Consider the following 23,679-nt stretch of genomic DNA (forward strand, 5'->3'; position numbering starts at 1 on the left):
CCCATAGAGCAGGAAATTCAATCGGGTGCTCCAATGTCCGAAGGTCATGCGTGGACAGCGGTGGAACAATGCGTTTTCGGGTCGTGCATTCGATTTCCTATATGCTAAATAGTTTTCCGAAACGGAAAAGAGAAGCCCCGTGGAATCGATTTGCGACAAGACCGCCGTCGAGCTGGTCAAGCTGCTGAAAACAAAGGCGATCTCGCCGGTCGCGCTGCTCGACTCGTGCCTGGAGCGGATTGCGGCGGTGAACCCGGCCGTCAACGCGGTGGTGACCCTGGACGAGCCGGCCGCCCGCGCTACAGCCAAGGTCGCCGAGGCCGAGATCGTGAGGGGCGAGGACCGGGGGGCGCTGCACGGCCTGCCGGTGCTGATCAAGGATACCCAGGACACCGCCGGGATGCGCTCCACCTATGGCAGCCCGATCCTGGCCGACAACGTCCCGGCCGTCGACCAGGCCTCGGTGGGCCGGCTGCGCGCCGCCGGCGCAATCATCTTCGGCAAGACCAACACGCCGGAATGGGCGGCGGGCGGCAACACCCGCAATCCCGTGTTCGGCGCCACCGGCAACCCGTTCGATCCCGCGCGCTCGGCCGCCGGCTCCTCCGGCGGCTCGGCGGTCGCGCTCGCCTGCGGCATGGCCCCGCTCGCCTCGGGGTCAGACACTGGCGGCAGCTTGCGCAATCCGGCCGGCTTTTCCGGCATCGTCGGCATGCGCCCCTCCTACGGCCTCGTCGCCAGCGAGAAGCGCGCCCATGGCTGGTCGTGCCTGTCGACCGACGGGCCGATGGCGCGCGATGTCGCCGACACCGCGCTGATGCTGTCGGTGATGGCGAGCGACGATGCGCGCGATCCGCTCGCCTACACCCTGCCGGGCGAGGCCGTGCGCGGCGCGCCATCGCGCTGGGCCGTGCCGCCGGCGGTCGAACTCAACAAGCTCAGGCTCGCCTTCACCGAGGATTTCGGCTTTGCGCCGACCGAACAACTGATCCGCCGCGCCTTCCGCGCGCGGGTGTCGCGCATCGCGCCGCTGTTTGCCGACGCGCAGGAAGGCGCACCGGATTGCAGCGGCGCCGACGAGACCTTTGCGGTGCTGCGCGCCTCGCTGTTCCTCACCCAGCACGGCAAGAATTTTCGCGAGCGGCCCGACATGCTCGGGCCGAACGTGCGCGCCAATGTCGAGGAGGGGCTCGGCTACAGCCTCGAGGATTTTTCGCGTGCGAGCGCCAACCAGACCCGCATCTATCGCGCCTATCAGGGCTTCTTCGCACGCCACGACGTGCTGATCAGCCCGACCATCACCTTGAGCCCGCGGCCGTGGGCGGAGCTGTATCCGGCGGAGATCGACGGCGTGCCGACGCGGTCGTACTTCCACTGGTTGGCGCTCGCCTACGCGGTGACCCTCGCCGGACATCCCGCGCTGAGCCTGCCGCTCGGCCTCGACGACAACGGCCTGCCGTTCGGCCTGCAGATCGTCGGTCCCCGCGGCGGCGACGCGCTGGTGCTCGGCGTTGCCGCGGCGCTGGAGGCCGCGTTCGCCGACGATGCCGAGCTGCGCCGTCCCCGGCCCGATCTCGAAAGGCTCGCGTCGCTGCCGCCGCTGGCGCAGACGCCCGGCTTCTTGGCGTGGGATTGAGGCGGCACTCATGATCACTACATCTTGGAGCGACTAACGATGTCCGACGCCCCCTCATGGCCGTTCTCGCTGGTGCGCCGCGCCGGCGGCCTGGTGTTCCTGTCCGGCGAGATTCCGGTCGCCGATGACGGCAGCATCCCCGAGGGCATCGCGGCGCAGACCGACCTCGTCTTCAAGCACATCGCGGAAACGCTGGCCGGCGAGGGGCTGACGCTCGACGATATCGTGTCCTGCATGGTGCACCTCGCCGACAAGGCGGATTTCGCCGCCTACAACGAGGCCTATCGCAGGCACTTCAAGGACCCGATGCCGGTCCGCACCACGGTGCAGGCGCAGATGATCGCGGATGTGAAGATCGAGGTCACCGTCGTCGCGGCGGCGCGGACCTAAGCAGGAGTGATGATGATGCAAAGCGCGATCGTTCTCGGTGGCGGCATGGTCGGCGTCGGCACGGCGCTGCACCTGCAGAGCCGTGGCTGGTCAGTGGCGCTGGTCGACCGCAGGGAGCCTGGACGCGAGACCAGCTACGGCAATGCCGGCATCATCCAGAGCGAGGCCGTCAGGCCCTACGCGATGCCCTATGATATCGCCGGCGTGCTCGACATCGCGCTCGCGCGCACCAACGACGTGCACTACAGCCTCGCGGCGCTGCCCTATCACGTGCGGCCGCTGCTGCAATACTGGTGGAATTCGTTCCCGGCGCGCCACGAGGTGCTGACGCGCACCTATGCGCAACTGATCGCGCGCGCCGCGCCCGAGCACGAGCCGCTGATCCTCGCGGCCGGGGCCGGCAACCTCGTGCGCCGCGACGGCTTTCGCGTGCTGCACCGGACGCAGGCGCAGTTCGACAAGGAGGCGAGGGAGGCCGAAGCCGTCGGCAAGGCGTTCGGCGTCAAGTTCAAGCTGCTCAGCGCCCAGCAGCTCAAGCAGGCCGAGCCCGCGCTGATCGACAGCGGCATCGGCGGCCTGCACTGGCAGGAGCCGTGGACCGTGTCGGATCCCGGCAGCCTGGTCGCCTCCTATGCCGAGCTGTTCACGCGCCGCGGCGGCAAGCTGCTGCGCGGCGATGCGACCACGCTGGCGCAGGCGGGCAGCGGCTGGGCCGTCACCACCGCGGAGGGACGCATCGAGGCCGAGGCCGTGGTGGTCGCGCTCGGGCCGTGGTCGCCGGAGTTCCTGACGCGGTTCGGCTACGACATCCCGATGGTGCGCAAGCGCGGCTATCACCGTCACTACACCGGCGGCGCGCCGCTCGATTTGCCGCTGCGCGATGCGGCGCGCGGCTATCTGATGAACCCGATGGCGCTCGGCGTGCGCATCACGACCGGTGCCGAGCTGTCATCCCCGAATGCGAAATCGACCCCGGTTCAGCTCGGCAAGGCCGAGGCTGCCGCGCGCCAGCTCATCGATCTCGGCAAGCCGGTCGAGCCCGAGCCGTGGATCGGCACGCGGCCGTGCATGCCCGACATGCTGCCGGTCGTCGGCCAGGCGGCGCGTCACAAGGGCATGTGGCTGCATTTCGGCCACGGCCACCAGGGCTTCACGCTGGGGCCTGCGACGGGACGCATCCTCGCCGAGCTGATGAGCGGCGAAGCGCCGAGCGTCGACGTCGCCGCCTGCGCGCCGGCGCGTTTCGGCGCATAGCTGCGAGCGCCGTTGCAGCCCTGCAATTGCAGGCTGCAGCGGCGCCCGCCGGGCAGTCCCTTGTTTACCAAGCGTGGCTGTTCTGGGCCGTTCTGGCGCTGCAAAATTTCCACTTCACGAATTCGCAAGCCCGCTCTCCTAGGGTGACGCCGGTTGGACCAGGACGCGGGGGCGAAACGCGTTTCGTGAGTTCTGTCGTCGGCCAGTGATCCGAACATCATGTGGGGGAGCAGATGAACTTCACGGGCCTCATGTACCGCTTCATCTCGAATTTCGTATTTCTCGCGGCCGTCTATCTCAGCCTGAACTACGTCGAGAAGTACCAGAACCGCGCCGTCCTGGCGCTGGTGGTGCTGATCTATGCCGGCATGCGCGCCGTCACGGTGGTGCGCACCTTCCACTTCTTCGGACGGATCGAGAAGATGGAGTCGGACGTTCGCCGTCTGGCCGGCATGCTGGGCGACGGGCCGGTGGGGCAGGTGGTCTCTAGGCAGGTGGTGTCCGACGTCGGATCGCTGCGCAAGGACGGCGAGAAGAAGTCCTACATGGACCTGTTCTTCCTGGCGGCCACCGTCATCCTCTGCGTCAGCAAGCTGGTCTCGAACTGATCGCGCGCGGCGCAGGCGAATTGTCCCGCGTCCTCACCTGCAACATCTGCGAATGTTCAGCGCCGCCTGAGGCTGGCGAGGCGCACCGGGCGCGGCGCCGGCTTGGCGGCCACAGCCTTCGGGGCCGGACTCTCGAGCCGGGCCAGCTGGCGCCGCTGCGCCGACAGCGGCGCGACAGGCGGCCATGCGAACAGATCGGACGCCGGCGCTGCCAAGGCCGGCGCCGCAAGCCCCCGCGCGAGCGGCGGACGCGGCCATGCCGGCTTCTGCGCGACACGCGCGACGGCCGCCGGCACGTTGAGAATCCCGAAATCGTCCAGCCTGGCGCGGGCCCCCGTATCGGCGCCAGCGAGATCGACGGGCGCGATCTTGGGCCAATGCGCCACCGGGGTCTCGTCCGACGGGCGGTGCACCAGCCAGTCCTCGGGCTCGGTCGGCGTCGCCGGCCGGTCCGGTGTCGCCGCCACGACGTGGACGATGCGGTAGTTCTTGGCCCTGAGCTCGGCGAGGATCTTCGGCAGCGCCGTGGCGGTGCGCGCATGGATGTCGTGCAGCAGCAGGATGCCCTTGCCGCGCGCCTCCAGCCGCTTCATCGCGAGCTCATAGACCTTGGCGCCGGAGATGTTGCGCCAGTCGTCGGCGAGGAAATCGGCGCTCCAGACCTGCAGGCCGAGCGAGGCGGCGTAGCTCTCCACGGCGTCGCCGCGCAGCAGGCCGGGCACGCGGAAGAATGGCGACAGCGCCGACGGATCGGTGAGCGCCGCGGTCGTCCAGGCGATCCCCTGGTCGACCTCGGGCTTGACCTGGTCGAGCGTCATCTTGTTGAAGCTCAGCGGATGGTTCTGGCTGTGGGTGCCGATGGTGTGGCCGGCGGCCGCAAGCTTCCTCACGCCCTCGGGATCGGCCTTGGCCTGGCGGCCGATGGTGAAGAACGTCGCCTTGACGCATTGATCGGCAAGGATCTGCAGCACCTGATTGCTGTATTTCGGCAGCGGGCCGTCGTCGAAGGTGATGACGACCTCGTGATCTTTCAGCGGCAGCGTCTCCTTGTACTGCATCGCGCCGATGCGCGGATGCTCGCGCGGATCGACCACCAGGACGCGCGACGTGCCGAGCGCGTTGGGATGTCCGGGGCAATCGGCTGCCGATGCCGCCGATGATCCGACACTGGAGGCGAAGCAGGCGACGGTGCCCAACAGCACTGCGAGCCATGTTGGCCGTCCGACGCAAGCCCACCGACGATCACGCATCACGCTGCTCACATTCCCTTCACCGTCCCGACGCCTTCGGCCAGGGTCTTCGACGCTCGATGATGTGTCGCAGCCGCGCGGAAGGCGCAAGCGACCGCCAAGACATAGCAGGGATGTTCGGCTGTCGCGAGATGACATCGTTCCGGGTTCCGGTTTGCGCGCGGCTGTTGCCGGATTGCAAGCGGCAGAAATCGCCGCGATCACGGCCGTCGAGCGTAGACAGCGGCCCTGAACGACGGATTAACCACCTTCGTGCGGCGGCGTCGGCGCAGGTGAAGGGCGCTCGCTACGCTGCTCGTGATGCACATCCGCCGGCTGCTTCGGAACCACATGGACCACGCGATAGCCGTGGTTCTTCAGGTAGCGCAGGAACGCGGGCAACATGGCGACCGTGCGCGGCTGCGGATCGTGCAGCAGGATGATGCCCTTGCGCGCCTGGCTCAGCCGGGCGGTCAGCAGCTTCAGCGTCTGCTGCGGTGACATCGGGTTCCAGTCGCTGGCCCAGAGATCGGCCCCGAACACGACGATGCCGCGCGACTGCAGCAGGTCGAGCGTCGCCGGTGTCGATTCGAAATAGGGGAAGCGGAAGAATGGCGTCGACGGCGTGGTCGTCTCCGCGCCGTTGAGCGCCTTCTCGTCGGCGGCGATGCCGCGATCGATCTCATCGACGGCCTGTTCCGGCGTGATGTGCGCGAGATTCGCATGCGTGAAGCTGTGATGGCCTATGGTGTGGCCTTCGGCCGCGATCTTCCGCACCCACGCGGCGCGGCGCGACGCAGGCTCGCCGACCAGGAAGAAGGTCGCGCGCACGCATTCCCTGGCGAGCGCGGCCAGCACCTTGTCGGTCATCGGCGGCGACGGGCCGTCGTCGAAGGTCAGAACCACTTCGCCGTCATGCAGCGGCAGCGTGTCCGGGAAGCTCTTCAGTCCGACGCGCGGATGTGTCGCGGCGTCGACGGTGAGAATGCGCGACGTGCCGAGCGTACCTTCGCGCGGGCATGCGGCAGGCGCGGCCGCGGTGACGTCAGCCGCGAGCAGCGCCGCCACGACGCCGGCCGCGTTTACCCATCCTGTCATCGATCGCCAAGGCCGCATCTTTTCCCGTTGCGCTCGCTGTTGCCGATTATGTAATGCGTGAAAGCACAAATCAGACCATTTGCTCTGAAATCAAGCGCGTGAGGCACGTCATGAACGAGACATCGGACGTTGCCCATGCTGATGCAACTCTACGCGATCGCGCGCCGATGCGCACGGAATCCGGCGAGATTCGCGCCGAATTCATCGCGGCCATCACGGCGGCCATCGCCGCCGAGGACGAGGCGTTCCTGCGCGCCGAGGTCGCCGAGCTGCACGAGGCCGACCTCGGCGACCTGATCGCGGCGCTCGCACCGGACGACCGTGTCCGGCTGGTCGAGCTGACCGGCACCGATTTCGACTTCTCCGCGCTGAACGAGGTCGACGACGCGGTCCGCGAGGAGATCCTCGAGGAGCTCGAGCCCGCGACCGTCGCGGAGGGCGTGCGGGAGCTCGAATCCGATGACGCCGTCGAGCTGTTGGAAAGCCTCGACGAGGAGGACAAGGAGGAGATCCTCGAACGCCTGCCGCCGTCCGAGCGCGACGCGCTCGCGCGCAGCCTCGACTATCCCGAGGGCTCGGCCGGCCGCCGCATGCAGAGGGAGTTCATCGCGGTTCCGCTGGGTTGGACGGTCGGCGAGGCCATCGACTACATGCGCGAGACGCGGGATCTGCCCGAGCGGTTCTACGAGATCTATGCGGTCGACGACGCTCGGCATTGGCAGGGTGCGGTGTCGCTCGATACGCTGCTGCGCGCCCGCCGTCCGGTTCCGCTGGCCGATCTGATCGACGAGGACCGCCGTCGCGTCACCGTCACCGACGATCTGGCCGAGGTGGCGCGGCTGTTCGGCAAGTACAATCTGGTCGCGGCCCCCGTGGTCGATGCCGAGAACCGGCTGGCCGGCGTCATCACCATCGACGACGTGGTCGATGTCATCGAGGAGGAGGCCGACGAGGATTTCAAGGCGCTCGGCGGCGTGTCGGGCGACGAGGAACTGTCCGACAGCGTCTGGACCATCGCCAAGGGCCGCTTCAACTGGCTGCTGATCAATCTCGCCACCGCGTTCCTGGCGTCATCGGTGCTCGGCCTGTTCGAGGACCAGTTGCAGCAGATGGTGGCGCTCGCCGTGCTCGCGCCGATCGTCGCCAGTCAGGGCGGCAATGCCGCGACCCAGACCATGACGGTGGCGGTGCGCGCGCTGGCGACGCGGGAGCTCGGGGCGAACAATGCGATGCGGGTGGTGATGCGCGAGGGGCTGGTCGGGCTCGTCAATGGCCTGGCCTTTGCGCTCGTCACTGGCATCGCCGCCGTGGCGTGGTTCAAGATGCCCGGGCTCGGCATCGTCATCGGGCTTGCAATGATCTCGAATCTCGTCGCGGGTGCGCTGGGCGGCATTCTGATCCCGATGGTGCTCGAACGGGTCCGCGCCGACCCCGCCGTCGCCTCCGGAACCTTCGTCACGACGGTGACCGATGTGGTCGGTTTCTTCTCGTTTCTCGGCATCGCCACGCTCTGGTTCGGCCTGAAATAACCCCGGCGCCTGAACGACTTATATCGTTAATCCGGCCTTAACGTGGTTCGGCGAGACTGTTGCTCGACACGGAGTCGGACGATGCAACGCTTGCGGCTGAAGGCAGATGGACGGATCGTGGAGCTGCGCGACGGGGAGGAGATTCCGCTGGCGCCCGCGGCTCCGCTCGAAGTGCGCGATCTCAGGCGGCGGGTGCATCTGACCCAACAGGAATTCGCCGCCAAGCTCGGTGTGCCCGTCGAGACCATCCGCAATTGGGAGCAGGGCAAGCGCATGCCGCGCGGCCCGGCGCGCGCGCTGCTCACCGTCATCGCGCACGCGCCCGAGACGGTGTTCGCGGCTTTAGCCAAGACTTAAGCCCACCACGGGTCGTGCGTTGGCAACGCCCAGCGTGTGCCTACATAATGTTGCACGCGCGCTGGAGTGTACGGCCATGCTGATGATCGAGGCCAATGGTGCCAGGATTCCCGCCTTGGGTCTCGGAACCTGGGAGCTGCGTGGCCGCACCTGCAGCCGCATCGTCGAGCAGGCGCTCACTCTCGGCTACCGGCACATCGACACCGCGCAGGTCTATGAGAACGAGCACGAGGTCGGCGAGGGCCTGCGTGCGTCCCGCGTCCGGCGCAACGAGGTGTTCCTGACGACCAAGGTATGGACCACGCATTTTGCGCCGCACGATCTCGAGCGCTCGGCCAAGGAGAGCCTGGTCCGGCTGCGCGTCTCCGAGGTCGACCTGTTGCTGCTGCACTGGCCCAATCCGCACGTGCCGCTGACCGAGACGCTCGGCGCGCTGGCCCATGCCAAGACGCTCGGGCTCGCACGCCATATCGGCGTGTCCAATTTCACGGTCGGTCTGCTCGACGAGGCGGTGGCGGCATCGCCGGAGCCGCTGGTGTGCAATCAGGTCGAGTATCATCCCTATCTCGATCAGACCAAGGTCCGCGAGGCCTGCGCGCGCCATGGCATCGCGCTCGTCGCCTATAGCCCGATCGCCAAGGGCAGGATCAAGAACGATCCGACCTTGACGCGGATCGGCCGCGCCCATGGCAAGAGCCCGGCGCAGATCTGCCTGCGTTGGCTGGTGCAGCAGAACGTCGTGCCGATCCCGCGGACCTCCAAGGTCGAACGGCTGTCCGAGAACCTCGACGTGTTCGATTTCGAGCTCTCGGAGCAGGACATGGCCGACATCTTCGCGATGGGCAGCCCCGAAGGACGGATGACCAACTTCGCCTTTGCGCCGAAATGGGATTGAGGGCGGCGCCCGCGCATTTGTGCTACAGCCTGACATGACAGGGAGCGGCCGGCGGGCCGCACGACGGCGGCTGCCGCATTCCCTGCCGATGATCAGAGCGATGGCGCACCGCGCGCCTTCGCTCATGCGCGGGCGTAGTGAAGCAGCATGGAACGTTGGCAGTTCATCCGTTGGGGCATCGCCGCGTCCGTGCTCGCGCATCTCCTGATCGCCGGTGGGGTCGTGGTCTCGACCTCGGTCCGGCCTTACGAGCTGCCCAAGAGCGACGAGATCGAGGTCAACATCGTCGACGCTGACGAGCCGCAGAAGACGCCCGAGCCGGTCGCCACGCCATCGCCATCCCCGACGCCGGATCTGGTGCTGCCGCAGCCGGACCCGAGCGCCTTGCCCGCGGCCGCCGCACCGCCACCGCCCAGTCCCCCGCAGGACGCCAGGGAGACCCCCAATCCTCCGATGCAGCCTGCGCCGGCGGCGAAACAGCCAGTGCAGGCTGCATCGCCCAAGGCGGTGAAGACGGCCGCAAAGGCGGAGAGCAAATCCGCCGTCAAGCCGGCGCCGCCACCCGCGCCGACCTATGTGCCTCCCGAACCGGATCTCACGGTGAAGTATGGGGTCATGCTCGGTCTCCCCGAGCCGCTGTCACCGTTGCCGCGTCCCGGCGGCCCGGAGGACGGCAAGGACGCCGGACCGACCGCGACGACGAACCTCGCCGCCAATCTGGAAGCGGCCCTGCGGCAGAAGGTCAGGAGCTGCGCGCGGCTGCCGGCGTCGCTGTCGCTGTCGGACAACGTGCTCATCAGGCTGCGCTTCGGCATGACACCGGATGGACGGCTGGCGACGGAGCCGGAGGTGATAGAGGTCGTCGCAGCCTCCAAGGCGATCCAGCTCAAGGAGAGCGCGGTCCAGGCGTTGAATGCCTGCCAGCCCTACGCGATGTTGCCTCCCGATCGCTACAACGAGTGGAAGGTGATCGAGATGTCGTTCACGCCGCAGGATTTCGCCCGCTGATCTGCCCTGCGGCCGGCGACGGCACGGGGGCGGGCGCGTGGTCTGGGGCGTAGCGCTTGTGTGTCGACGCAACGGCCGATCATCCTGTATGCGTCGCCCATAGCATGAGCGTCGACGGCGCGGCTGCGCGGGCCGTCCACGCCCAACACGGAGACGGTGCGACATGACGCTGAAGCTGGTGATCGGCAACAAGAACTATTCCTCATGGTCGATGCGGCCGTGGCTGGCGCTGCGCGGCTGCGACATCGCCTTCGATGAGATCGTGATCCCGCTCTACACCGCCGATCCCGCCGACAAGGCGCGCATCCTTGAGCATTCCCCGGCCGGCAAGGTGCCGATCCTGATCGATGGCGCGATCAGCGTGTGGGATTCGCTCGCGATCATCGAATATCTCGCCGAGCGCTTCCCGCAGGCGGGGCTGTGGCCCGCCGATGCCGCTGCGCGCGCCCATGCCCGATCCGTCTGCGCGGAGATGCACTCCGGCTTTCCGGCCTTGCGCAACGAATGCCCGATGAACCTGCACCGGCCGGTGCGGCCGGTGGAGCTGTCTGCCGATGCCAGGGCCAACATCGCCCGGATCGAGGACATCTGGCGCGACTGCCGTGCCCGCTACGGCCATGGCGGGCCGTTCCTGTTCGGCCGCTTCGGCGCCGCCGACGCCATGTTCGCGCCGGTGGTCACGCGCTTCCACAGTTTCGCCATTCCGGTCGCCGCCGAAACCCGCGCCTACATGGACATGATGATGGCGATGCCGGCCTTCGCGGCCTGGGTGAAGGACGGCCTGGCGGAGGACTGGGTCATCGAGCGGGTCGAGAACATCTGAGCGGTCTCGTCCGTTCGCGATTTGGTCCGTGGTGGACGAGCGAACCCCGACCCGCTCGTCCAAGAATACCGTTTGCGGGCCCATCCCGTTGAAGACTCTCGCAATCTCCGCGTTTGCCATGTCGTGAGGTCGCTGGTCAGGGCGGGCGGCGGCGTGATATAAGCGCGATATTTATAAAGACACGCCGGCCCGGGCAGCGGGACCAGGGGCTCTTGCCGGCATGCGAGCAGGAGAGGGCGTTGAAACACAAGTTCCCCATTGGGGCGACCGTCTATTTCACCGCGAGCAACGTCTCGCGTCCGGCCGCCACAGGCACCTACGAGATCATCCGCCAGCTTCCGACGGAAGACGACGACTGCCAGTATCGGATCAAAAGCTCGACGGAAGCCTTCGAGCGGGTTGCCAGAGAGAGCCAATTGGCCTTGTCTTGAAGATGACGTGCCGCGTCGGCGGACGCGGCCGCCGGAGACATGGCCGAAGCGAGAGGGGGAGTTGCCACGCGTTCGGGAGCCGTGGCGCGAGGCGATGACGATTGCTGCGCGATCCCTTTGGGGATAGCGGGTAGCTCCACACCATCCGGCGCCCGCAGGCGTATGGAATCGTCTTATTGTCTTGGTGGGGCCGCAATCGATCGGGTGATCATTTGAATTTGATGATCGTTTCACGGCCGTCCCATGTAGGGACGCCATCGGGGCCGTTTTCGCTGGCCCGCGTCAGGAACAAGCGCGCATGAACTCGACCTGGCCTTCCTCGTTGGATCAGCTCTTGAACTCACCGGCGTTCCCGATGTGGCTCACCGTTGCCGCGGCGGGTTTCTTTGCACTGGTCGTGCTGATGACGCTGCTCAGGGCCGAGAAATCGGTCGCCAACGGCGCGCTGACGGTGATCACGCTGCTGGCGGTCGGGATTGCGGTGGCGTCGATGATGCGGAGCCAGGATGCGACCCCGCGTGGCGCCAATGGCGATCCTGCGGTGACCGCCTCCGTCGGCCTCTCGGTACCCGCCCTGGCCTGCGTGGATGATCTCGCCGGCGATCTGGTGCTCGCGAATTGCGAGAAGAGCCTGTTCGGATCGGCCGAGATGACCGCCGCGGCCGTCAGTTATGCGGCGGGCATGCTCAGCCGGCTGTCCCAGGTGGGCGACGTCGCCAGCGCCAACAAGGTGATGACCGCGGAGCTGCTGGCGCTGCGCCGCGCCGTCGAGCGCGATCGTTATGGCCTGATGGCCTATGTGCTGCTGACACGCGACCGCTGTACGCCTAGCGATTGCGTGATGTTCCGTGCCGTGGGTGATCGCCAGCAACTGATGAACAACATGGAAGGGCGGACCTATGAGGGGCTGGTGACGCGCTACGCCTCGCAGTGGAATGCGGCGCCGGGCCAACCGGCCGCTGGAACCTTTGCGGGATTGGCGCCTCCAGGGCTGGCGCCGTCGGCGCCGAACGGCAAGCCGACGACCGCCGAATTTCCCAGCTCGGCGAACACCCCGCCGGTCAGCATCATGAATCCCGAGCCGACGGCCGCGACGCGCTCGGTCGCCCCGGCAGCCGCCGCGCCGAAACCGCCGACGCAGCTTGCGCCGCCCGCAGCCCCACCGACCGTGGCTGCCAGCCACGCCCAGGCGCCGCCGGCGGCCAAGAAGGCCGCGCCGAAGCCGAAGCCGGCCGCTGCGGCGCCTCAAGCGGCGCCTGAGGCCGCCGAGCCGGCCGCCAACAACGAATAGATCCCGCTGGTCGAACCGCCATCATGCCTCTGCACCTGATCAAGCTCGCCGTCGGCTGCGAGTCCGTGAAAGAGCTGAAGGAGTGGATCGCCGAGCGCATGCTCGCGGCCAAGAAGAAGGGCCTGCCGCAGCAGCACGTCCATGTCACGCGGATGACGCCGAAACGGGTCGAGGACATCCTCGCCGGCGGCTCGCTGTATTGGGTGATTCGCGGTGAGGTCGCCGCGCGCGAGAAGATCGTCGGCATCGAGCCGTTCCGCGACGGCGACGGCATCGGGCGGTGCCGCATCATCATGCAGCCGAAGGTGATCGCGGTGTCGCCGCGGCCGATGCGTCCGTTCCAGGGCTGGCGCTATCTGACCGCCGAGGATGCGCCGGCCGATCTCGGAAAGTCCGGTGCGGCGGGCGTCGAAGCCATGCCCGAGCCGCTGCGCCGCGAGCTGCGCGATCTCGGCCTGCTGTAGGACTTCGATGAGCCGGTGGTGTTGCGCGTGAGCATCTCACGCGCGGCGGCCTCTGCCTTGCGGGCGAGGGCGCGCTCACGGTGTTGGCGGACGGCTGGTCTCCCGGCGGCTCACGCGGCGATATTGTCGATCAGTCGCGTGGTTCCGATCTTGGCCGCGACCAGGATGCGTTTCGGTCCTGACTCGTTCGGGGCGATGGGCGCCAGCGTCTCCGCGTGGCGGACCTCGAGATAGTCCAAGGCAAAGCCGGCTTCGGTGATCGCGGCGGCGCCATCCCCAATGGCCGCCTGCATGTCGTCGCCGGCGCGCAGCCGGGCCGCCAGCTCCTTCAGGACACGGTGCAGCGTCGGCGCCGCCCGCCGCTCGTCTGCCGTGAGGTAGACATTGCGCGACGACATCGCGAGACCGTCGCGTTCGCGCACCGTACGGGATCCGACGACACGGACGCCGAGATCGAGGTCGCGCGCCATCTGGGCGACGACGCGGAGCTGCTGATAGTCCTTCTCGCCGAAGATCGCGACGTCCGGCCGGCATTGCGTGAACAGCTTGGCGACCACGGTCGCGACCCCGCCGAAGAAATGCGGACGGAAGCGATCCTCCAGCCCGGCCAATGCCGCGCCCTCCGGCACGATCCGCGTCGCGAAGCCGTCCGGATACATCGCCTTCGCGTCGGGATGCCAGATCAGATCGACGCGCTCGGCCGCGAGTTTCGCAACATCCTCCTTCCAGGTCCGGGGGTAGGACCCGAAATCCTCCGTCGGCGCGAACTGAGTCGGGTTGACGAAGATCGAGACGACCACCTTGTCGGCGCGGCGCTTCGCCAGCCGGACCAGCGAGATGTGCCCTTCATGCAGGGCGCCCATGGTCGGCACGAGCGCGATGCTGGCTTTTCTCGCGCGCAAGCTGTCGAGCTCGCGGCGGAGGGCGGAAACGGTGCGGGCGACGCGCGGGCTTCGTGACATTTTTGCTCGATCTCACAGCGAAAAATTGCGGTTGCACTGTTCGGCCTTGACGCTCGGGCGACTGCCCTTAACAAGAACGCGACACGCCGCTCAGCATACTTGAATACGCCTGTTAGCACGTCTCCGCGTCCGATGCGGAGTTGGTAAACGCGCGCGTCAAGTAGTAGCGGAGGATGCGTCCCCCGTGGGATTCACGATGACGATGCATTTCACTTGACCGCAGACGACCGTGACTCGAAGATGATCGTAAGAGGTCGACAACATGCTGGTGCAAACTAGCCAAGGACAATCGGGCTCGGCCCACGTGGTTGTGCTTGGAAACGAGAAGGGCGGGTCGGGCAAGTCGACCACCGCCCTGCACATTGCCGTGGCACTCCTGAAGGCCGGCCAGCGTGTCGCCACGATCGATCTCGATTGCCGCCAGCAGAGCTTCACCCATTACATCAACAACCGGAGCGCCTGGGCGCGCCGCACCGGCCTGCGCCTCGAACTGCCGACGCACTACTGCATCCAGCTCGGCCGGACGTTGCAGATCGACGAGAACGAGAACACCGAGTTCCAGCAGTTCATGGAGGCCGTGAGCGCCGTCGAACGCTCGTTCGATTTCATCGTCATCGATACGCCCGGCAACGACAGCTACCTGATGCGCCTGGCGCATTCGATGGCGGATACGCTGGTCACGCCGATCAACGACAGCTTCCTCGACTTCGACGTGCTGGGAACGGTCGATCCCGCGACCTATGCCGTGACCGGCGAGAGCCACTATGCGGAGATGGTGCGTGACGTCCGGCGCAAGCGCCGCCAGGTGGACGGTGCGATGACCGACTGGATCGTGGTCCGCAACCGGCTGTCGATGCTCGGCTCCCGCAACAAGCAACTGGTCGCCGACGGCCTCAAGGACCTGTCGCTGCGGCTCGGCTTTCGCGCCATCGACGGCTTTGCCGAACGCGTCGTCTACCGTGAGTTCTTCCCGCGCGGACTGACCGCGCTCGACGACATCGACGAGGCGACCCTGGGCACCCGCCCCAATCTCGGCCACGTCACGGCCCGGGAGGAGGTCACCAGCCTGCTGCGCCAGCTCAAGCTGCCGCTGGACGAGCGCGGCCGCCGCCGCGCCGCGAACCGCGCCGAATGGTTCGCCCAGGTCGACAAGCCACTCGACCTGCACGACATCATCAGCGCCTGAATACCGTCCGCATTCGGGCGAGACCTCGCCTGAGACATTGTGCGCGTTGAACGTGCGCCCGGCTTGGTTAAACAATCTGCGGACAGCGGTGGCGGGTAACGGCGCGCCCGGCCTGTTTGGGGGCGGACGGAGGAAGATTTGTCTCAGGTCAACGCCGCAGCCGCCAATTTCGCTAGATTACCGTCAAATTCATGACTGATTTGAACCTGACGTTCAGGGCTCAAGTCGCAAGAGACGGGCGGCGGAACCCAGCTATGCTGCACAGCAACTAGGTGCGGCGCACAACGAACGGGCGACGGATACACAACATTTGGTCTTCCTGTCACAGCGCCGTTACATATATTAAACAGAACGGGTCGCGAGAGTCTTACAGGTTCAAAACTACCTTTGATTGTGCTCCCGAGGGACGAACATGAAGCGTGGAATAACCGTTCTTGTGTCTGTCAGCGTGCTGGCGGCGGTCGGCTACTTCACCGCGAGCAAGTGGGCTATCCGGCACGAGACCATCAGGTTCTATGACGCCTCGCGCGACAACCGGCTGGTCGAGGTCGCCGTGGCCGTCCGGCGCGACAAGGAGATGCAGGCCGAAGCCGGCATGATCAAGCTGCCGGTCGCGATCCTCAATCACGGCAACACCGTCAAGTTCACCGAGTACTCGTTCCTGGCCAACGTATTTGCTGCGCGCGGCTACATGGCGGTCAGCATCCAGCACGACCTGCCGACCGATGCGCCGATGGTGACGAAGGTCGGCGAGCCCTATGTCGGCCGGCTGCCGCAGATCCAGCGCGGTGTCGCCAACATCCGGTTCGCCGTCGAGCAGATGCACCAGGTGCAGCCGAATGCCGACTATGATCATCTGACGATGGTTGGTCATTCGATGGGCGGCGACATCTCGATGTATTTCGCCAAGCAGTATCCCGAAGACGTCCGGAAGGTCGTCACGCTCGACAACCTCCGCGTCCCGTTCGTCACCGACGGCAAGTTCAAGATCCTGTCGTTCCGCTCGAAGGACCCGCAATTCAAGACCGATCCCGGCGTGATCCCGAGCGACGACATCTGCGAGAAGGAAGGCATCACCGTCGTCAAGACGGACTTCCAGCACAACGACATGCGCGACACCGGACCTGACGACGCCAAGTCGTCGATCCAGGCCATGCTGGACAAGTTCCTCGCCGATAGCGACAGCACCAGCGACATCGGGCCGGTCGAGACCAAGACCCCGTTGCTCGATCCGGGTCCCGTCGCGCCTTATGCGCCGGTTGGCAAGACCGCGACGCCGGCCAAGCCGCTGACGCATTGAGCGCGCAAGCCGCCGGGGCGCGCGCCAGCCTCGCCTGATCCTTGCCTGCCACGTCGGCGGGCAGATGCGTTGTCGTCGTTGAAGCCGTCCGTCCGCCTGCCCACATGATGCGCGTCCGAGCAAGGTGCGTGCATGGTCGATGATCGTTCGAAGCCCGGTTCTGCCCCGTTGACCTCGGCCGAAGAGGGATCGCGCCAGCAGCGGTTGCCCGACAATGAGCGTTCCACGGCAGACGCCGTTGCGGCGTTCGTTGCGCAGGCCAAGGCCATGGCTCCAGCCGCTCAGGGAACCAGAGGCCGTCTCGTCTTTGCGCTTGATGCGACCCTGAGCCGCCAGCCAACCTGGGACATGGCCTGTGCCCTGCAGGCCGACATGTTTCGCGAGGCCGCCGCACTCGGCAGCCTCGATATCCGGTTGGTGTACTATCGTGGCTTCGATGAATGCCGCGCCACTGGCTGGATATCCGACAGCGCTGAGCTCGCCCGGCTGATGGGCAAGATCGATTGCCGCGGCGGCCAGACCCAGATCGGCAAGGTTCTTGCCGAGGCGCGGCGCCATGCGACAGCATCCGGAATCCGCGCCGTCGTGTTCGTTGGCGACGCGATGGAGGAGAATGTCGACGTGCTCTGCGCAAAGGCCGGCGAGCTCGGCCTGCTGAAGGTTCCGCTGTTCATGTTCCAGGAGGGCAATGAGCCCGCGGCCGAGCAGGCGTTTCGCGAGATGGCGCGGCTGTCGGGGGGAGCATGGTGCCGTTTCGATCCCGGCGCATCCGCGCAGTTGCGCGACCTTCTGCGCGCCGCCGCGGCCTACGCGGCGGGTGGCCGCGCGGCGCTGCTCCGGCTGGCCGGCTCTGAAGCGGGCGCGGCGCGCCTGATCGGGCAGATGAAGTAGAGATCGATTTCGGAGGCCGCCAACGTCAAGCCCGGCGCAGCGGCTCGAGCCTGCCGGTCGCGGACGCAGCCGATCATGCTTTTTGTCCCGGCACGCCCTATATTCGGGTCATGACACTGATCGCTGGCGCCGTCGCCGTCATCACCCTTTATCTGTTGCTGCAGATGTTCCGGAACGCGAATCCGGCGGCGCTGGCGCGCGCGATCAAGGTTGCCGGCGGTATCGGCTGCCTTGCGGTGGCAGCCTTCACCGGCCTCCGCGGCGAGCTTGTGGTGGCGATCCCGATCGGGTTGTTCGGGGCGGGGCTGCTCGGCTGGTCACCCGGTGGTCTCGGCAATGTCGGCAGCATGTTCGGGCTGGGTGGGCAGCGCTCGTCCGGTCAGAGCTCGCGAGTGCGCTCGCAATTCATCGAGATGGTGCTCGATCATGACAGCGGGCAGATGCAGGGCCGCTTTGTCGCCGGCGCCCATGCCGGCCGGTCGCTGGACGAGTTCGATCTGCCGCAGCTCGCCGCGATGACGCCGAGCCTCGATGCCGACAGCGTCGCTCTACTTGAAACTTATCTGGACCGCCGGTTTCCCGCTTGGCGTCAGCACGCGCAGGGCGATGCGGCAGGGCGGCAGGGCCGCGCGGCGTCGAGCTCCAAAATGACGGAAGAGGAGGCCTATCAGATCCTTGGCCTGCAGCCGGGCGCGGGGCGAGACGAGATCGGGCGTGCCCACCGCGCGCTCATGAAGAAACTGCATCCCGACCAAGGGGGGTCGACGTACCTCGCCGCCCGGGTGAACGAGGCCAAGGATACTCTGCTTCGTACGCATCACGGCTAACTCCGGCAACGCCACCAACGCCACAACACCGAACCCGCTTTCAACGCAACTTTGTCGACGCCGGCGGCTCTCGCCCTTGCCAGGCACGATCGTTCGTCATGGTGAAAAAGTTCTAGCGGGAAATCCTTGACGAGTGGTTTGCACCCGTGCGTCCCGCCGTCGATCGCGTGGTCCGCAAACGAAAAGGCCCGCGCTGTGTCGCGCGGGCCTCATCGGAACAGGATCAGTGCCGGCGTTAGTTGTGCACGGTCATGCAGGAGATGTCGGCGCGCTTCAGCTTCTTGCAGACGGCCTCGGCCTGATCACGATCGAGCCCGGCGAAGCGGGCGCGGATCAGCTTCTTGTCGCCCTTCGCAACCGTCTCGGTGAAGGGATCGGCCTTGCTGAGGAGACCTTGCGCCGAGCTGCGGGCCGCCTCGATCCGCTTCTGGGCCTCGGCCTCGTTGTCCAGCGCTCCGACCTGGATGATCCAGCCGCTGCGCGTGACGGAAGGCTTGCTCGGAAGCTCCGGCGCAGCGCTCGCGGAGGCGATCTGCGTCGGCGCCGGCTGGGCCGGAGGCGCCGCATAGGCCATGGCCTGCGACGAGCCTGCCGGCAGGCTGGAGGCGGGCAGCACGCCGAGAATGCCGTTGCCGGTGCCATGGCCCGGCGGCTGCGGCGGCATGTCGGGACGGGCGGCCTCGGTACGGGCGATCGGCGGCGCCGGCTCGATGGCCTCGACACGCTGAGCGAAGGGTGCGGGAGCAGGGGCGGCCGGCTGCGGCGCGGCGGTCGCGAGCTTGACCGCGCCGGCCTTGACCTGGACCGTCCTGACCTTGACCGGCTTCATCGGCTCGGTCGAGCCGGGAACGATCGACATCGGCTGGCTCTGGATCACGCCGGAGGTCATCGGCGCCGGCTCGACCTTGGCCTCTCTCGGTGCCGCCGGCGGCAGGGCCGCGGTGGCTTCCGAGAGGGTTGAGATGATCTTGGAGGCGCGGCTCGGGGCCGGCGTCTCCGGCGCCGCCGAGGCGAGCTGCATCGTGCCCTGATCGGCATCGCCGCTGTCGGAGCCGCCGCGCTCGCCGATCGCCGCCACGGTGCGCCGGGTCGCGCCCTTGTCGAGATTTTCGGCGAGCAGGTTGCGCATGATGGCGTCACGCGAGCCGCCGCTGCGGCCGCCGAGTACGACGCCGATCAGATGGCGGTTGCCGCGGCGCAGCGAGGTCACGATGTTGAAGCCGGAGGCGCGGGTGTAGCCGGTCTTGATGCCGTCGATGCCCTCGACATTGCCGAGCAGATGATTGTGGTTGCGGATCGACTGGCCGCGATAATTGAACACCACCGTCGAGAAGTAGCGGTAGTACCGCGGGAAGCGGTCCTGGATCGCGCGGCCGAGGATCGACTGGTCACGCGCCGTCGTGATCTGCGCGTCGGCCGGGAGGCCGGAGGCGTTCACATAGGTGGTGCGGCTCATGCCGAGCGAGCGCGCCTTGCGCGTCATCATCTTGGCGAACTCGTCCTCGTCGCCGCCGATCGCTTCTGCGATGACCACGGCGGCGTCGTTGGCGGAGCGCGTCACCAGGCCCTTGATCGCGTCCTCGACGCGGATGCTCTGGCCGGGGCGCAGGCCGAGCTTGGTCGGCGACTGCTCGGAGGCGTGCTCGGACACCGGCATCTCGGTGTCGAGCTTCATCTTGCCGGAATCGAGCCGCTCGAACAGCAAATAGAGCGTCATGATCTTGGTGAGCGAGGCGGGGTGCCGCAAGGCGTCGGGATTGGTCGCCGTCAGCGTCGCGCCGGAATTGCCGTCGACGACGATCGACGCGAACGCCGGGCTGTAGCTGCCCTCGTCATTATGGGGCGAGTGACGCGCGTGATGCTGCCGATGGCGCCGACGCGCCTCCGCGCTGTCGACCGTGACCACTGCTGCCGTCGCGAGGGTGATCAGTCCGTAGACGCCAACTCGCAACAGGCGCGAGGAAGCCATTTTTTTGCGAAGCATGAAATCCCCGTCCAATTTCTGACGTGATCACCGGCTCGTAAGGCGAAATTGTGCCGAACGCCCCCGTAACCGTGCCTGTCGGACCTCCCGATCGCGCCGTGACGCTGCCAAGCATCGAAGGCCTCGAACTGAGGTTTTGTTAAGACGCTGTTTTAGAACAGCTTTACGGTTCGGCCGACGCTGGCCGGGACCACCGGAGAGGTTAGGACGGTCGAGTTGCCAAAGGATTAAAGAAACCTTGCGGCGATGGCTGGTATTTCTGCCGAACTGCCCCGGCTTGGGGCGTCCGACGGTGCGTCGAGACCGCAATGCCCGGGATGGTGCATTGCACAAGATTCTTGATTTTTTTGTGCGCTGCACTATATTATGAATGCGTCAGGGAGCCGGGGCTTCCCTGAGGGCGCTCAAAATCAGGGAAAGGAATGCCACATGTTTAAGGTTGAAGACTTTCAGAACTACGGCAAAGAGCAGTTCGAGACCGTCGTGAACTCCGCGACCACCGTGCAGAACGGCCTTCAGGCCATCGCCACCGCGTATGGCGACTACACCAAGAAGTCGTTCGAGGACACCAAGTCGTTCGTCGAGAAGCTCCAGGGCGTGAAGTCGCTCGACAAGGTGCTCGAGGTGCAGACCGAGTTCGCCAAGTCGGCCTACGAGACCTTCGTCGCCGATTCGCAGAAGATCGCCGGGCTGTATTCGGATCTCGCCAAGCAGGCGTTCAAGCCGCTGGAAGGCATCGCCGCGAAGTTCACCCCGCCGGCCGCGCACTGACCGTTCGCGCCTGCAGGGAGCACAAAGCCCGGCTTGCGCCGGGCTTTTTTGTTGGCTGAAGGTGGAGCGCTGTCGGTGCCCGGCGCTTCTGTTATTTGGCGACGCGCAGCTTCGACAATGCGGTGCCGATCGAGTTGAACGTGGTCACGATCTGGCTCGAGCTCGTCAGCATGTAGAACTTGTCGGGACTGCTGGCGCAGTTCTGCAGCACGGCCGAGGTCGGATCGGCGGGCGAGCTCGTGTTCACCTGGATCGTGTAGATCGTGTACATCGCGTTGCCCTTCGAATCCTTGGTGTTCTTCAGGTTCGAGCAGAGCAGGGCCTGGCGCGCGTCGATCGGGTTGCCCGAGGCTTGCGACGAGCCGTTGCCGTATTCGGGCCAGCGGTCCTCGGTGTTCAGGCCGTCCGACAGCAGGATGATGACACGGTTATAGGTGGTGTTGACGTCCTCCGCCGGCGCGCCCAGCACGCCGTTTGGAATCAGCGACTGCACGGCCCAGGCAAGTCCGATCGCCTGGTTGGTGCCGCCGGTCGGCTGCATGGCGTTGACCGCGCTCTTCAGCGAGCTCCAGCTGTAGCTGAGCGGCACGATTTCCGCGAGTTTCGTGGAGGCCGTGCTGCTGCAGTACTGGATGTTGTTCTCCATGTGCTGGTTGGCCGGGAACAGCGTCGTCACGTCGGAGGTCGCCGGTGACACGGCATTTGCGTCGTTCGGCTGGGTGCGGTCGGCGACGCATCCGGTCCAGGTGCTCTTGGTGTTGGCGACCCAGGTGTGGGTGAAGGTGTTGACCTTGCACACCGTGCTGGATCCGCTTCCCGTGCAACTACACGTGTTGTTCGGAAGATTGCTGCCGCTGGTCGGGCAACTGCAATAGCTGCCGGTGCACCAGTTCACCCGCGTGCTGGTCTGAACGCTGTTCCAGCAGCCGTTGTAATAGCTGTGCGAGGCGGAATCGTAGCCCGGGCAGATGTAGCCCGTGTAGCTCCCACTCGTCGGAATCCGCGAGGCGCTCGAACTCCCGGTCGCCGGGTCGCTGGTGCAGGAGAAGTAGGGAAAGCCGTTGCCGGACTTGAACGGACAGGAGGATCCCGGTCCCACCATGTCCCATTGCGATTGCGTGTAGCTGCCGTTCGGGATTGCGGCCTGATAGGAGCCATTGGCAGGCTGGATCGTGGGCGGATTCTGCCAGTCGGTCCAGTCGATCCAGTCCTTGGCGTAATTGCTTGCGCCGACGTTCACGACCTTGGCGAATGGAACGACCGAGATGTAGACGTCGCCCGGGGTCTTGGCCAGCGCGCTGAGCTGGTCGATCAGCCCGCCGCTGCCGGCCACGGCGTTCTGCAGCGCGGACATCTTGCCGCTGGATGCCATCGAGCCGGTATTGTCGAGCGCGAGCGCCACCCGCATCTTCACGTCGCCCCAGGTCGATGTCGTTTTGGCGCCGAAGTCCATGGTCGGAAAGCCGGCAATCTTCATGAACTGGGTGACGATCTGACCGTTGGCCGACAATTGGATGTTGGAGGCCGACGAGCTGGTCGAGGCGGTATAGCTGGCCGTCACGGTGACGTTCTGTGCGTCCGTGCTGGTGTAGAGCGCCTTGAAATAGGCGCTTGCCTTGGTTCCGATGTCGGCTGCGCTGATCGTGCCCTGCGCCAGGTCGCGCGACAGCATCAGCGAGGTGGAGTCGAGCGCCGCCTGCATCGACGACCGCGCGGCATTCAGCCGGCTGTAGTCGACGCCTGCCCCGACGAAGGCCAGGATGGGGACGAGCGCGATGGCGAACAGCATGGAGATATTGCCACCGCGGTCGCAGGCGAACCGTCGGACGGCGCGGCGGCAGAGTCGAATGAAGGAGACATCGGTCATGTCGCTCACCAATTATGGTTTTCTGCAGGTGTTTTCGGTTCGGCTTCGTCAAGGACGGGTAAATCGAAACCGCGAAACACCGGGCCAATGCCCGCAGCGTGGCGCCGCGCCCGCAACCGGGCTGGTTCCCTGTCAATGCCCGCTGAATGGGCTTTGTAAAATGCGACCGGTTTGATTAACCTTGCGCCTCATCGCCGGGGCAGGGAATCGGTCCTGCCGGAGCGTCGGTCCGTCCTGGGCCTGCGCTTGCGGCAAACCGGGCGCTGACCCATATTCCCGGTGTCGGTCCGACCGGACCGGTCGGCTGGGACAGGCGATCTGGAAAGCAGGACCGGGTGGCGGAAAGCGGCCCGGCAGGGGACAGGTCGGGGGGCACCCCTTATTGAGAGCAACCCGCCGAGGGAAACTCTTTATTGGGAGCCTCGCAGCCATATCTAACGCGTGCAAGATGTCGCAGCCAACTTCCAGATTGAACCGATCCGCGCCCAGGATGAGCAATAACGACAACAAGTCCGGTGGCACCGGTGGCCCGGTCACGTCCGTGATCACCAAGGTCAAGCCGAAGACCAAGCGCCCCAACCTCTACCGCGTCCTGATCCTGAACGACGATTACACGCCGATGGAGTTCGTCGTTCACGTCCTGGAGAAGTTCTTCAACAAGGACGTCGAGGCCGCGACCAAGATCATGCTCCACGTGCATCATCACGGCATCGGGGAGTGCGGCGTCTTCACCTACGAGATCGCCGAGACCAAGGTGACGCAGGTGATGGACTTCGCCCGCAAGCACCAGCACCCGTTGCAGTGTGTGATGGAGAAGAAATAGCCGGCTCCCTCCGCGAAGGGAGCCGCCGACGCGCGCATCTGCGAGCCAGGGGCGG

General features: G+C 66.3%; 23 protein-coding genes. 18 read left to right on the forward strand and 5 right to left on the reverse strand.

What is annotated here, in order from left to right:
• The first annotated feature begins 139 nt into the window (after positions 1-139).
• The 4 genes from QX041_RS09315 to QX041_RS09330 all read left to right on the forward strand — a co-directional run bounded on the left by QX041_RS09315 (position 140) and on the right by QX041_RS09330 (position 3,888).
• Positions 140-1,636: an amidase gene (locus tag QX041_RS09315; RefSeq protein WP_315827280.1), complete on the forward strand. Its 1,497-nt coding sequence runs from the start codon at positions 140-142 to the stop codon at positions 1,634-1,636.
• A 39-nt stretch (positions 1,637-1,675) separates the two neighbouring features.
• Positions 1,676-2,026 (forward strand): RidA family protein, encoded by a 351-nt coding sequence (locus QX041_RS09320; protein WP_315753009.1) that lies wholly within the window; start codon positions 1,676-1,678, stop codon positions 2,024-2,026.
• A 15-nt stretch (positions 2,027-2,041) separates the two neighbouring features.
• Positions 2,042-3,280 (forward strand): FAD-binding oxidoreductase, encoded by a 1,239-nt coding sequence (locus QX041_RS09325; RefSeq protein ID WP_315827301.1) that lies wholly within the window; start codon positions 2,042-2,044, stop codon positions 3,278-3,280.
• Positions 3,281-3,513: 233 nt separating this feature from the next.
• Positions 3,514-3,888 (forward strand): hypothetical protein, encoded by a 375-nt coding sequence (locus QX041_RS09330; RefSeq protein ID WP_316165095.1) that lies wholly within the window; start codon positions 3,514-3,516, stop codon positions 3,886-3,888.
• Between the two features lie 56 nt (positions 3,889-3,944).
• On the opposite strand, the gene QX041_RS09335 is transcribed toward QX041_RS09330, so the two are convergent.
• Together QX041_RS09335 and QX041_RS09340 are read right to left on the reverse strand one after the other, a co-directional pair.
• On the reverse strand, positions 3,945-5,138 hold the full coding sequence (locus tag QX041_RS09335; RefSeq protein ID WP_316165096.1) for a polysaccharide deacetylase family protein: 1,194 nt from the start codon (positions 5,136-5,138) through the stop codon (positions 3,945-3,947).
• Between the two features lie 240 nt (positions 5,139-5,378).
• A complete protein-coding gene (locus QX041_RS09340) occupies positions 5,379-6,215 on the reverse strand; it encodes a polysaccharide deacetylase family protein (RefSeq protein WP_315718358.1) in 837 nt (278 codons plus the stop codon).
• 110 nt (positions 6,216-6,325) lie between these two features.
• Between QX041_RS09340 and mgtE the strand changes: the two genes are divergently transcribed.
• The 8 genes from mgtE to QX041_RS09380 all read left to right on the forward strand — a co-directional run bounded on the left by mgtE (position 6,326) and on the right by QX041_RS09380 (position 13,013).
• On the forward strand, positions 6,326-7,744 hold the full coding sequence (gene mgtE / locus QX041_RS09345; RefSeq protein ID WP_315718359.1) for a magnesium transporter: 1,419 nt from the start codon (positions 6,326-6,328) through the stop codon (positions 7,742-7,744).
• An 81-nt stretch (positions 7,745-7,825) separates the two neighbouring features.
• A complete protein-coding gene (locus tag QX041_RS09350) occupies positions 7,826-8,101 on the forward strand; it encodes a helix-turn-helix domain-containing protein (RefSeq protein WP_315718360.1) in 276 nt (91 codons plus the stop codon).
• A 76-nt stretch (positions 8,102-8,177) separates the two neighbouring features.
• Complete coding sequence (locus QX041_RS09355) at positions 8,178-8,996, forward strand: aldo/keto reductase (RefSeq protein WP_316165098.1); 819 nt, start codon at positions 8,178-8,180, stop codon at positions 8,994-8,996.
• A 147-nt stretch (positions 8,997-9,143) separates the two neighbouring features.
• Positions 9,144-10,004: a hypothetical protein gene (locus QX041_RS09360; protein ID WP_316165100.1), complete on the forward strand. Its 861-nt coding sequence runs from the start codon at positions 9,144-9,146 to the stop codon at positions 10,002-10,004.
• A gap of 163 nt (positions 10,005-10,167) precedes the next feature.
• Positions 10,168-10,827, forward strand: a complete 660-nt coding sequence (locus QX041_RS09365) for a glutathione S-transferase family protein (protein ID WP_316165102.1) — start codon at positions 10,168-10,170, stop codon at positions 10,825-10,827.
• Positions 10,828-11,066: 239 nt separating this feature from the next.
• The gene (locus QX041_RS09370) at positions 11,067-11,258 is read left to right on the forward strand and encodes a hypothetical protein (protein ID WP_315718364.1); all 192 of its coding nucleotides are present in this window, start codon (positions 11,067-11,069) and stop codon (positions 11,256-11,258) included.
• A gap of 298 nt (positions 11,259-11,556) precedes the next feature.
• Positions 11,557-12,549 (forward strand): hypothetical protein, encoded by a 993-nt coding sequence (locus tag QX041_RS09375; RefSeq protein ID WP_316165103.1) that lies wholly within the window; start codon positions 11,557-11,559, stop codon positions 12,547-12,549.
• Positions 12,550-12,572: 23 nt separating this feature from the next.
• Complete coding sequence (locus QX041_RS09380; RefSeq protein ID WP_315718366.1) at positions 12,573-13,013, forward strand: DUF1489 domain-containing protein; 441 nt, start codon at positions 12,573-12,575, stop codon at positions 13,011-13,013.
• A gap of 110 nt (positions 13,014-13,123) precedes the next feature.
• Here the strand turns inward: QX041_RS09380 and panC are convergent, their stop codons facing one another.
• Positions 13,124-13,975, reverse strand: a complete 852-nt coding sequence (panC, locus tag QX041_RS09385) for a pantoate--beta-alanine ligase (RefSeq protein WP_315753003.1) — start codon at positions 13,973-13,975, stop codon at positions 13,124-13,126.
• A gap of 262 nt (positions 13,976-14,237) precedes the next feature.
• On the opposite strand from panC, the gene QX041_RS09390 reads away from it, so the two are divergent.
• The 4 genes from QX041_RS09390 to QX041_RS09405 all read left to right on the forward strand — a co-directional run bounded on the left by QX041_RS09390 (position 14,238) and on the right by QX041_RS09405 (position 18,179).
• Positions 14,238-15,161 carry a division plane positioning ATPase MipZ gene (locus tag QX041_RS09390; RefSeq protein ID WP_315718368.1) on the forward strand — a complete coding sequence of 308 codons (924 nt, stop codon included), beginning with the start codon at positions 14,238-14,240 and terminating at the stop codon, positions 15,159-15,161.
• Positions 15,162-15,573: 412 nt separating this feature from the next.
• Complete coding sequence (locus QX041_RS09395) at positions 15,574-16,461, forward strand: alpha/beta fold hydrolase (RefSeq protein WP_315718369.1); 888 nt, start codon at positions 15,574-15,576, stop codon at positions 16,459-16,461.
• Between the two features lie 132 nt (positions 16,462-16,593).
• A complete protein-coding gene (locus QX041_RS09400) occupies positions 16,594-17,352 on the forward strand; it encodes a VWA domain-containing protein (RefSeq protein WP_315718370.1) in 759 nt (252 codons plus the stop codon).
• Positions 17,353-17,462: 110 nt separating this feature from the next.
• On the forward strand, positions 17,463-18,179 hold the full coding sequence (locus tag QX041_RS09405) for a DnaJ domain-containing protein (RefSeq protein WP_316165104.1): 717 nt from the start codon (positions 17,463-17,465) through the stop codon (positions 18,177-18,179).
• Between the two features lie 235 nt (positions 18,180-18,414).
• Here the strand turns inward: QX041_RS09405 and QX041_RS09410 are convergent, their stop codons facing one another.
• Entirely contained in the window at positions 18,415-20,163 is a 1,749-nt protein-coding gene (locus tag QX041_RS09410) for a D-alanyl-D-alanine carboxypeptidase (protein WP_316165105.1), read from the reverse strand.
• A 429-nt stretch (positions 20,164-20,592) separates the two neighbouring features.
• Here QX041_RS09410 and QX041_RS09415 point away from each other — a divergent pair, with 429 nt between their 5' ends.
• Positions 20,593-20,934, forward strand: coding sequence for a phasin family protein (locus QX041_RS09415; protein WP_315718372.1), 342 nt, complete (start codon positions 20,593-20,595; stop codon positions 20,932-20,934).
• 91 nt (positions 20,935-21,025) lie between these two features.
• Here QX041_RS09415 and QX041_RS09420 read toward each other — a convergent pair whose 3' ends face one another.
• Positions 21,026-22,801 (reverse strand): pilus assembly protein, encoded by a 1,776-nt coding sequence (locus QX041_RS09420; RefSeq protein WP_315752999.1) that lies wholly within the window; start codon positions 22,799-22,801, stop codon positions 21,026-21,028.
• Positions 22,802-23,291: 490 nt separating this feature from the next.
• On the opposite strand from QX041_RS09420, the gene clpS reads away from it, so the two are divergent.
• The gene (gene clpS, locus QX041_RS09425) at positions 23,292-23,624 is read left to right on the forward strand and encodes an ATP-dependent Clp protease adapter ClpS (RefSeq protein ID WP_008960690.1); all 333 of its coding nucleotides are present in this window, start codon (positions 23,292-23,294) and stop codon (positions 23,622-23,624) included.
• The last annotated feature ends 55 nt before the right edge of the window (positions 23,625-23,679 follow it).

The sequence above is a fragment of the Bradyrhizobium sp. SZCCHNRI2009 genome (assembly GCF_032485115.1).
In the GTDB taxonomy this organism is placed as follows: domain Bacteria; phylum Pseudomonadota; class Alphaproteobacteria; order Rhizobiales; family Xanthobacteraceae; genus Bradyrhizobium.

Bases quoted from the DNA above. Each gene is read 5' to 3' on its own strand.
- QX041_RS09320 (WP_315753009.1), top strand. From the start codon at position 1,676: ATGTCCGACGCCCCCTCATGGCCGTTCTCGCTGGTGCGCCGCGCCGGC.
- QX041_RS09325 (WP_315827301.1), top strand. From the start codon at position 2,042: ATGCAAAGCGCGATCGTTCTCGGTGGCGGCATGGTCGGCGTCGGCACG.
- QX041_RS09330 (WP_316165095.1), top strand. From the start codon at position 3,514: ATGAACTTCACGGGCCTCATGTACCGCTTCATCTCGAATTTCGTATTT.
- QX041_RS09335 (WP_316165096.1), bottom strand. From the start codon at position 5,138: ATGCGTGATCGTCGGTGGGCTTGCGTCGGACGGCCAACATGGCTCGCA.
- QX041_RS09340 (WP_315718358.1), bottom strand. From the start codon at position 6,215: ATGACAGGATGGGTAAACGCGGCCGGCGTCGTGGCGGCGCTGCTCGCG.
- mgtE (WP_315718359.1), top strand. From the start codon at position 6,326: ATGAACGAGACATCGGACGTTGCCCATGCTGATGCAACTCTACGCGAT.
- QX041_RS09350 (WP_315718360.1), top strand. From the start codon at position 7,826: ATGCAACGCTTGCGGCTGAAGGCAGATGGACGGATCGTGGAGCTGCGC.
- QX041_RS09355 (WP_316165098.1), top strand. From the start codon at position 8,178: ATGCTGATGATCGAGGCCAATGGTGCCAGGATTCCCGCCTTGGGTCTC.
- QX041_RS09360 (WP_316165100.1), top strand. From the start codon at position 9,144: ATGGAACGTTGGCAGTTCATCCGTTGGGGCATCGCCGCGTCCGTGCTC.
- QX041_RS09365 (WP_316165102.1), top strand. From the start codon at position 10,168: ATGACGCTGAAGCTGGTGATCGGCAACAAGAACTATTCCTCATGGTCG.
- QX041_RS09375 (WP_316165103.1), top strand. From the start codon at position 11,557: ATGAACTCGACCTGGCCTTCCTCGTTGGATCAGCTCTTGAACTCACCG.
- QX041_RS09380 (WP_315718366.1), top strand. From the start codon at position 12,573: ATGCCTCTGCACCTGATCAAGCTCGCCGTCGGCTGCGAGTCCGTGAAA.
- panC (WP_315753003.1), bottom strand. From the start codon at position 13,975: ATGTCACGAAGCCCGCGCGTCGCCCGCACCGTTTCCGCCCTCCGCCGC.
- QX041_RS09390 (WP_315718368.1), top strand. From the start codon at position 14,238: ATGCTGGTGCAAACTAGCCAAGGACAATCGGGCTCGGCCCACGTGGTT.
- QX041_RS09395 (WP_315718369.1), top strand. From the start codon at position 15,574: ATGAAGCGTGGAATAACCGTTCTTGTGTCTGTCAGCGTGCTGGCGGCG.
- QX041_RS09400 (WP_315718370.1), top strand. From the start codon at position 16,594: ATGGTCGATGATCGTTCGAAGCCCGGTTCTGCCCCGTTGACCTCGGCC.
- QX041_RS09405 (WP_316165104.1), top strand. From the start codon at position 17,463: ATGACACTGATCGCTGGCGCCGTCGCCGTCATCACCCTTTATCTGTTG.
- QX041_RS09410 (WP_316165105.1), bottom strand. From the start codon at position 20,163: ATGCTTCGCAAAAAAATGGCTTCCTCGCGCCTGTTGCGAGTTGGCGTC.
- QX041_RS09415 (WP_315718372.1), top strand. From the start codon at position 20,593: ATGTTTAAGGTTGAAGACTTTCAGAACTACGGCAAAGAGCAGTTCGAG.
- QX041_RS09420 (WP_315752999.1), bottom strand. From the start codon at position 22,801: ATGACCGATGTCTCCTTCATTCGACTCTGCCGCCGCGCCGTCCGACGG.
- clpS (WP_008960690.1), top strand. From the start codon at position 23,292: ATGAGCAATAACGACAACAAGTCCGGTGGCACCGGTGGCCCGGTCACG.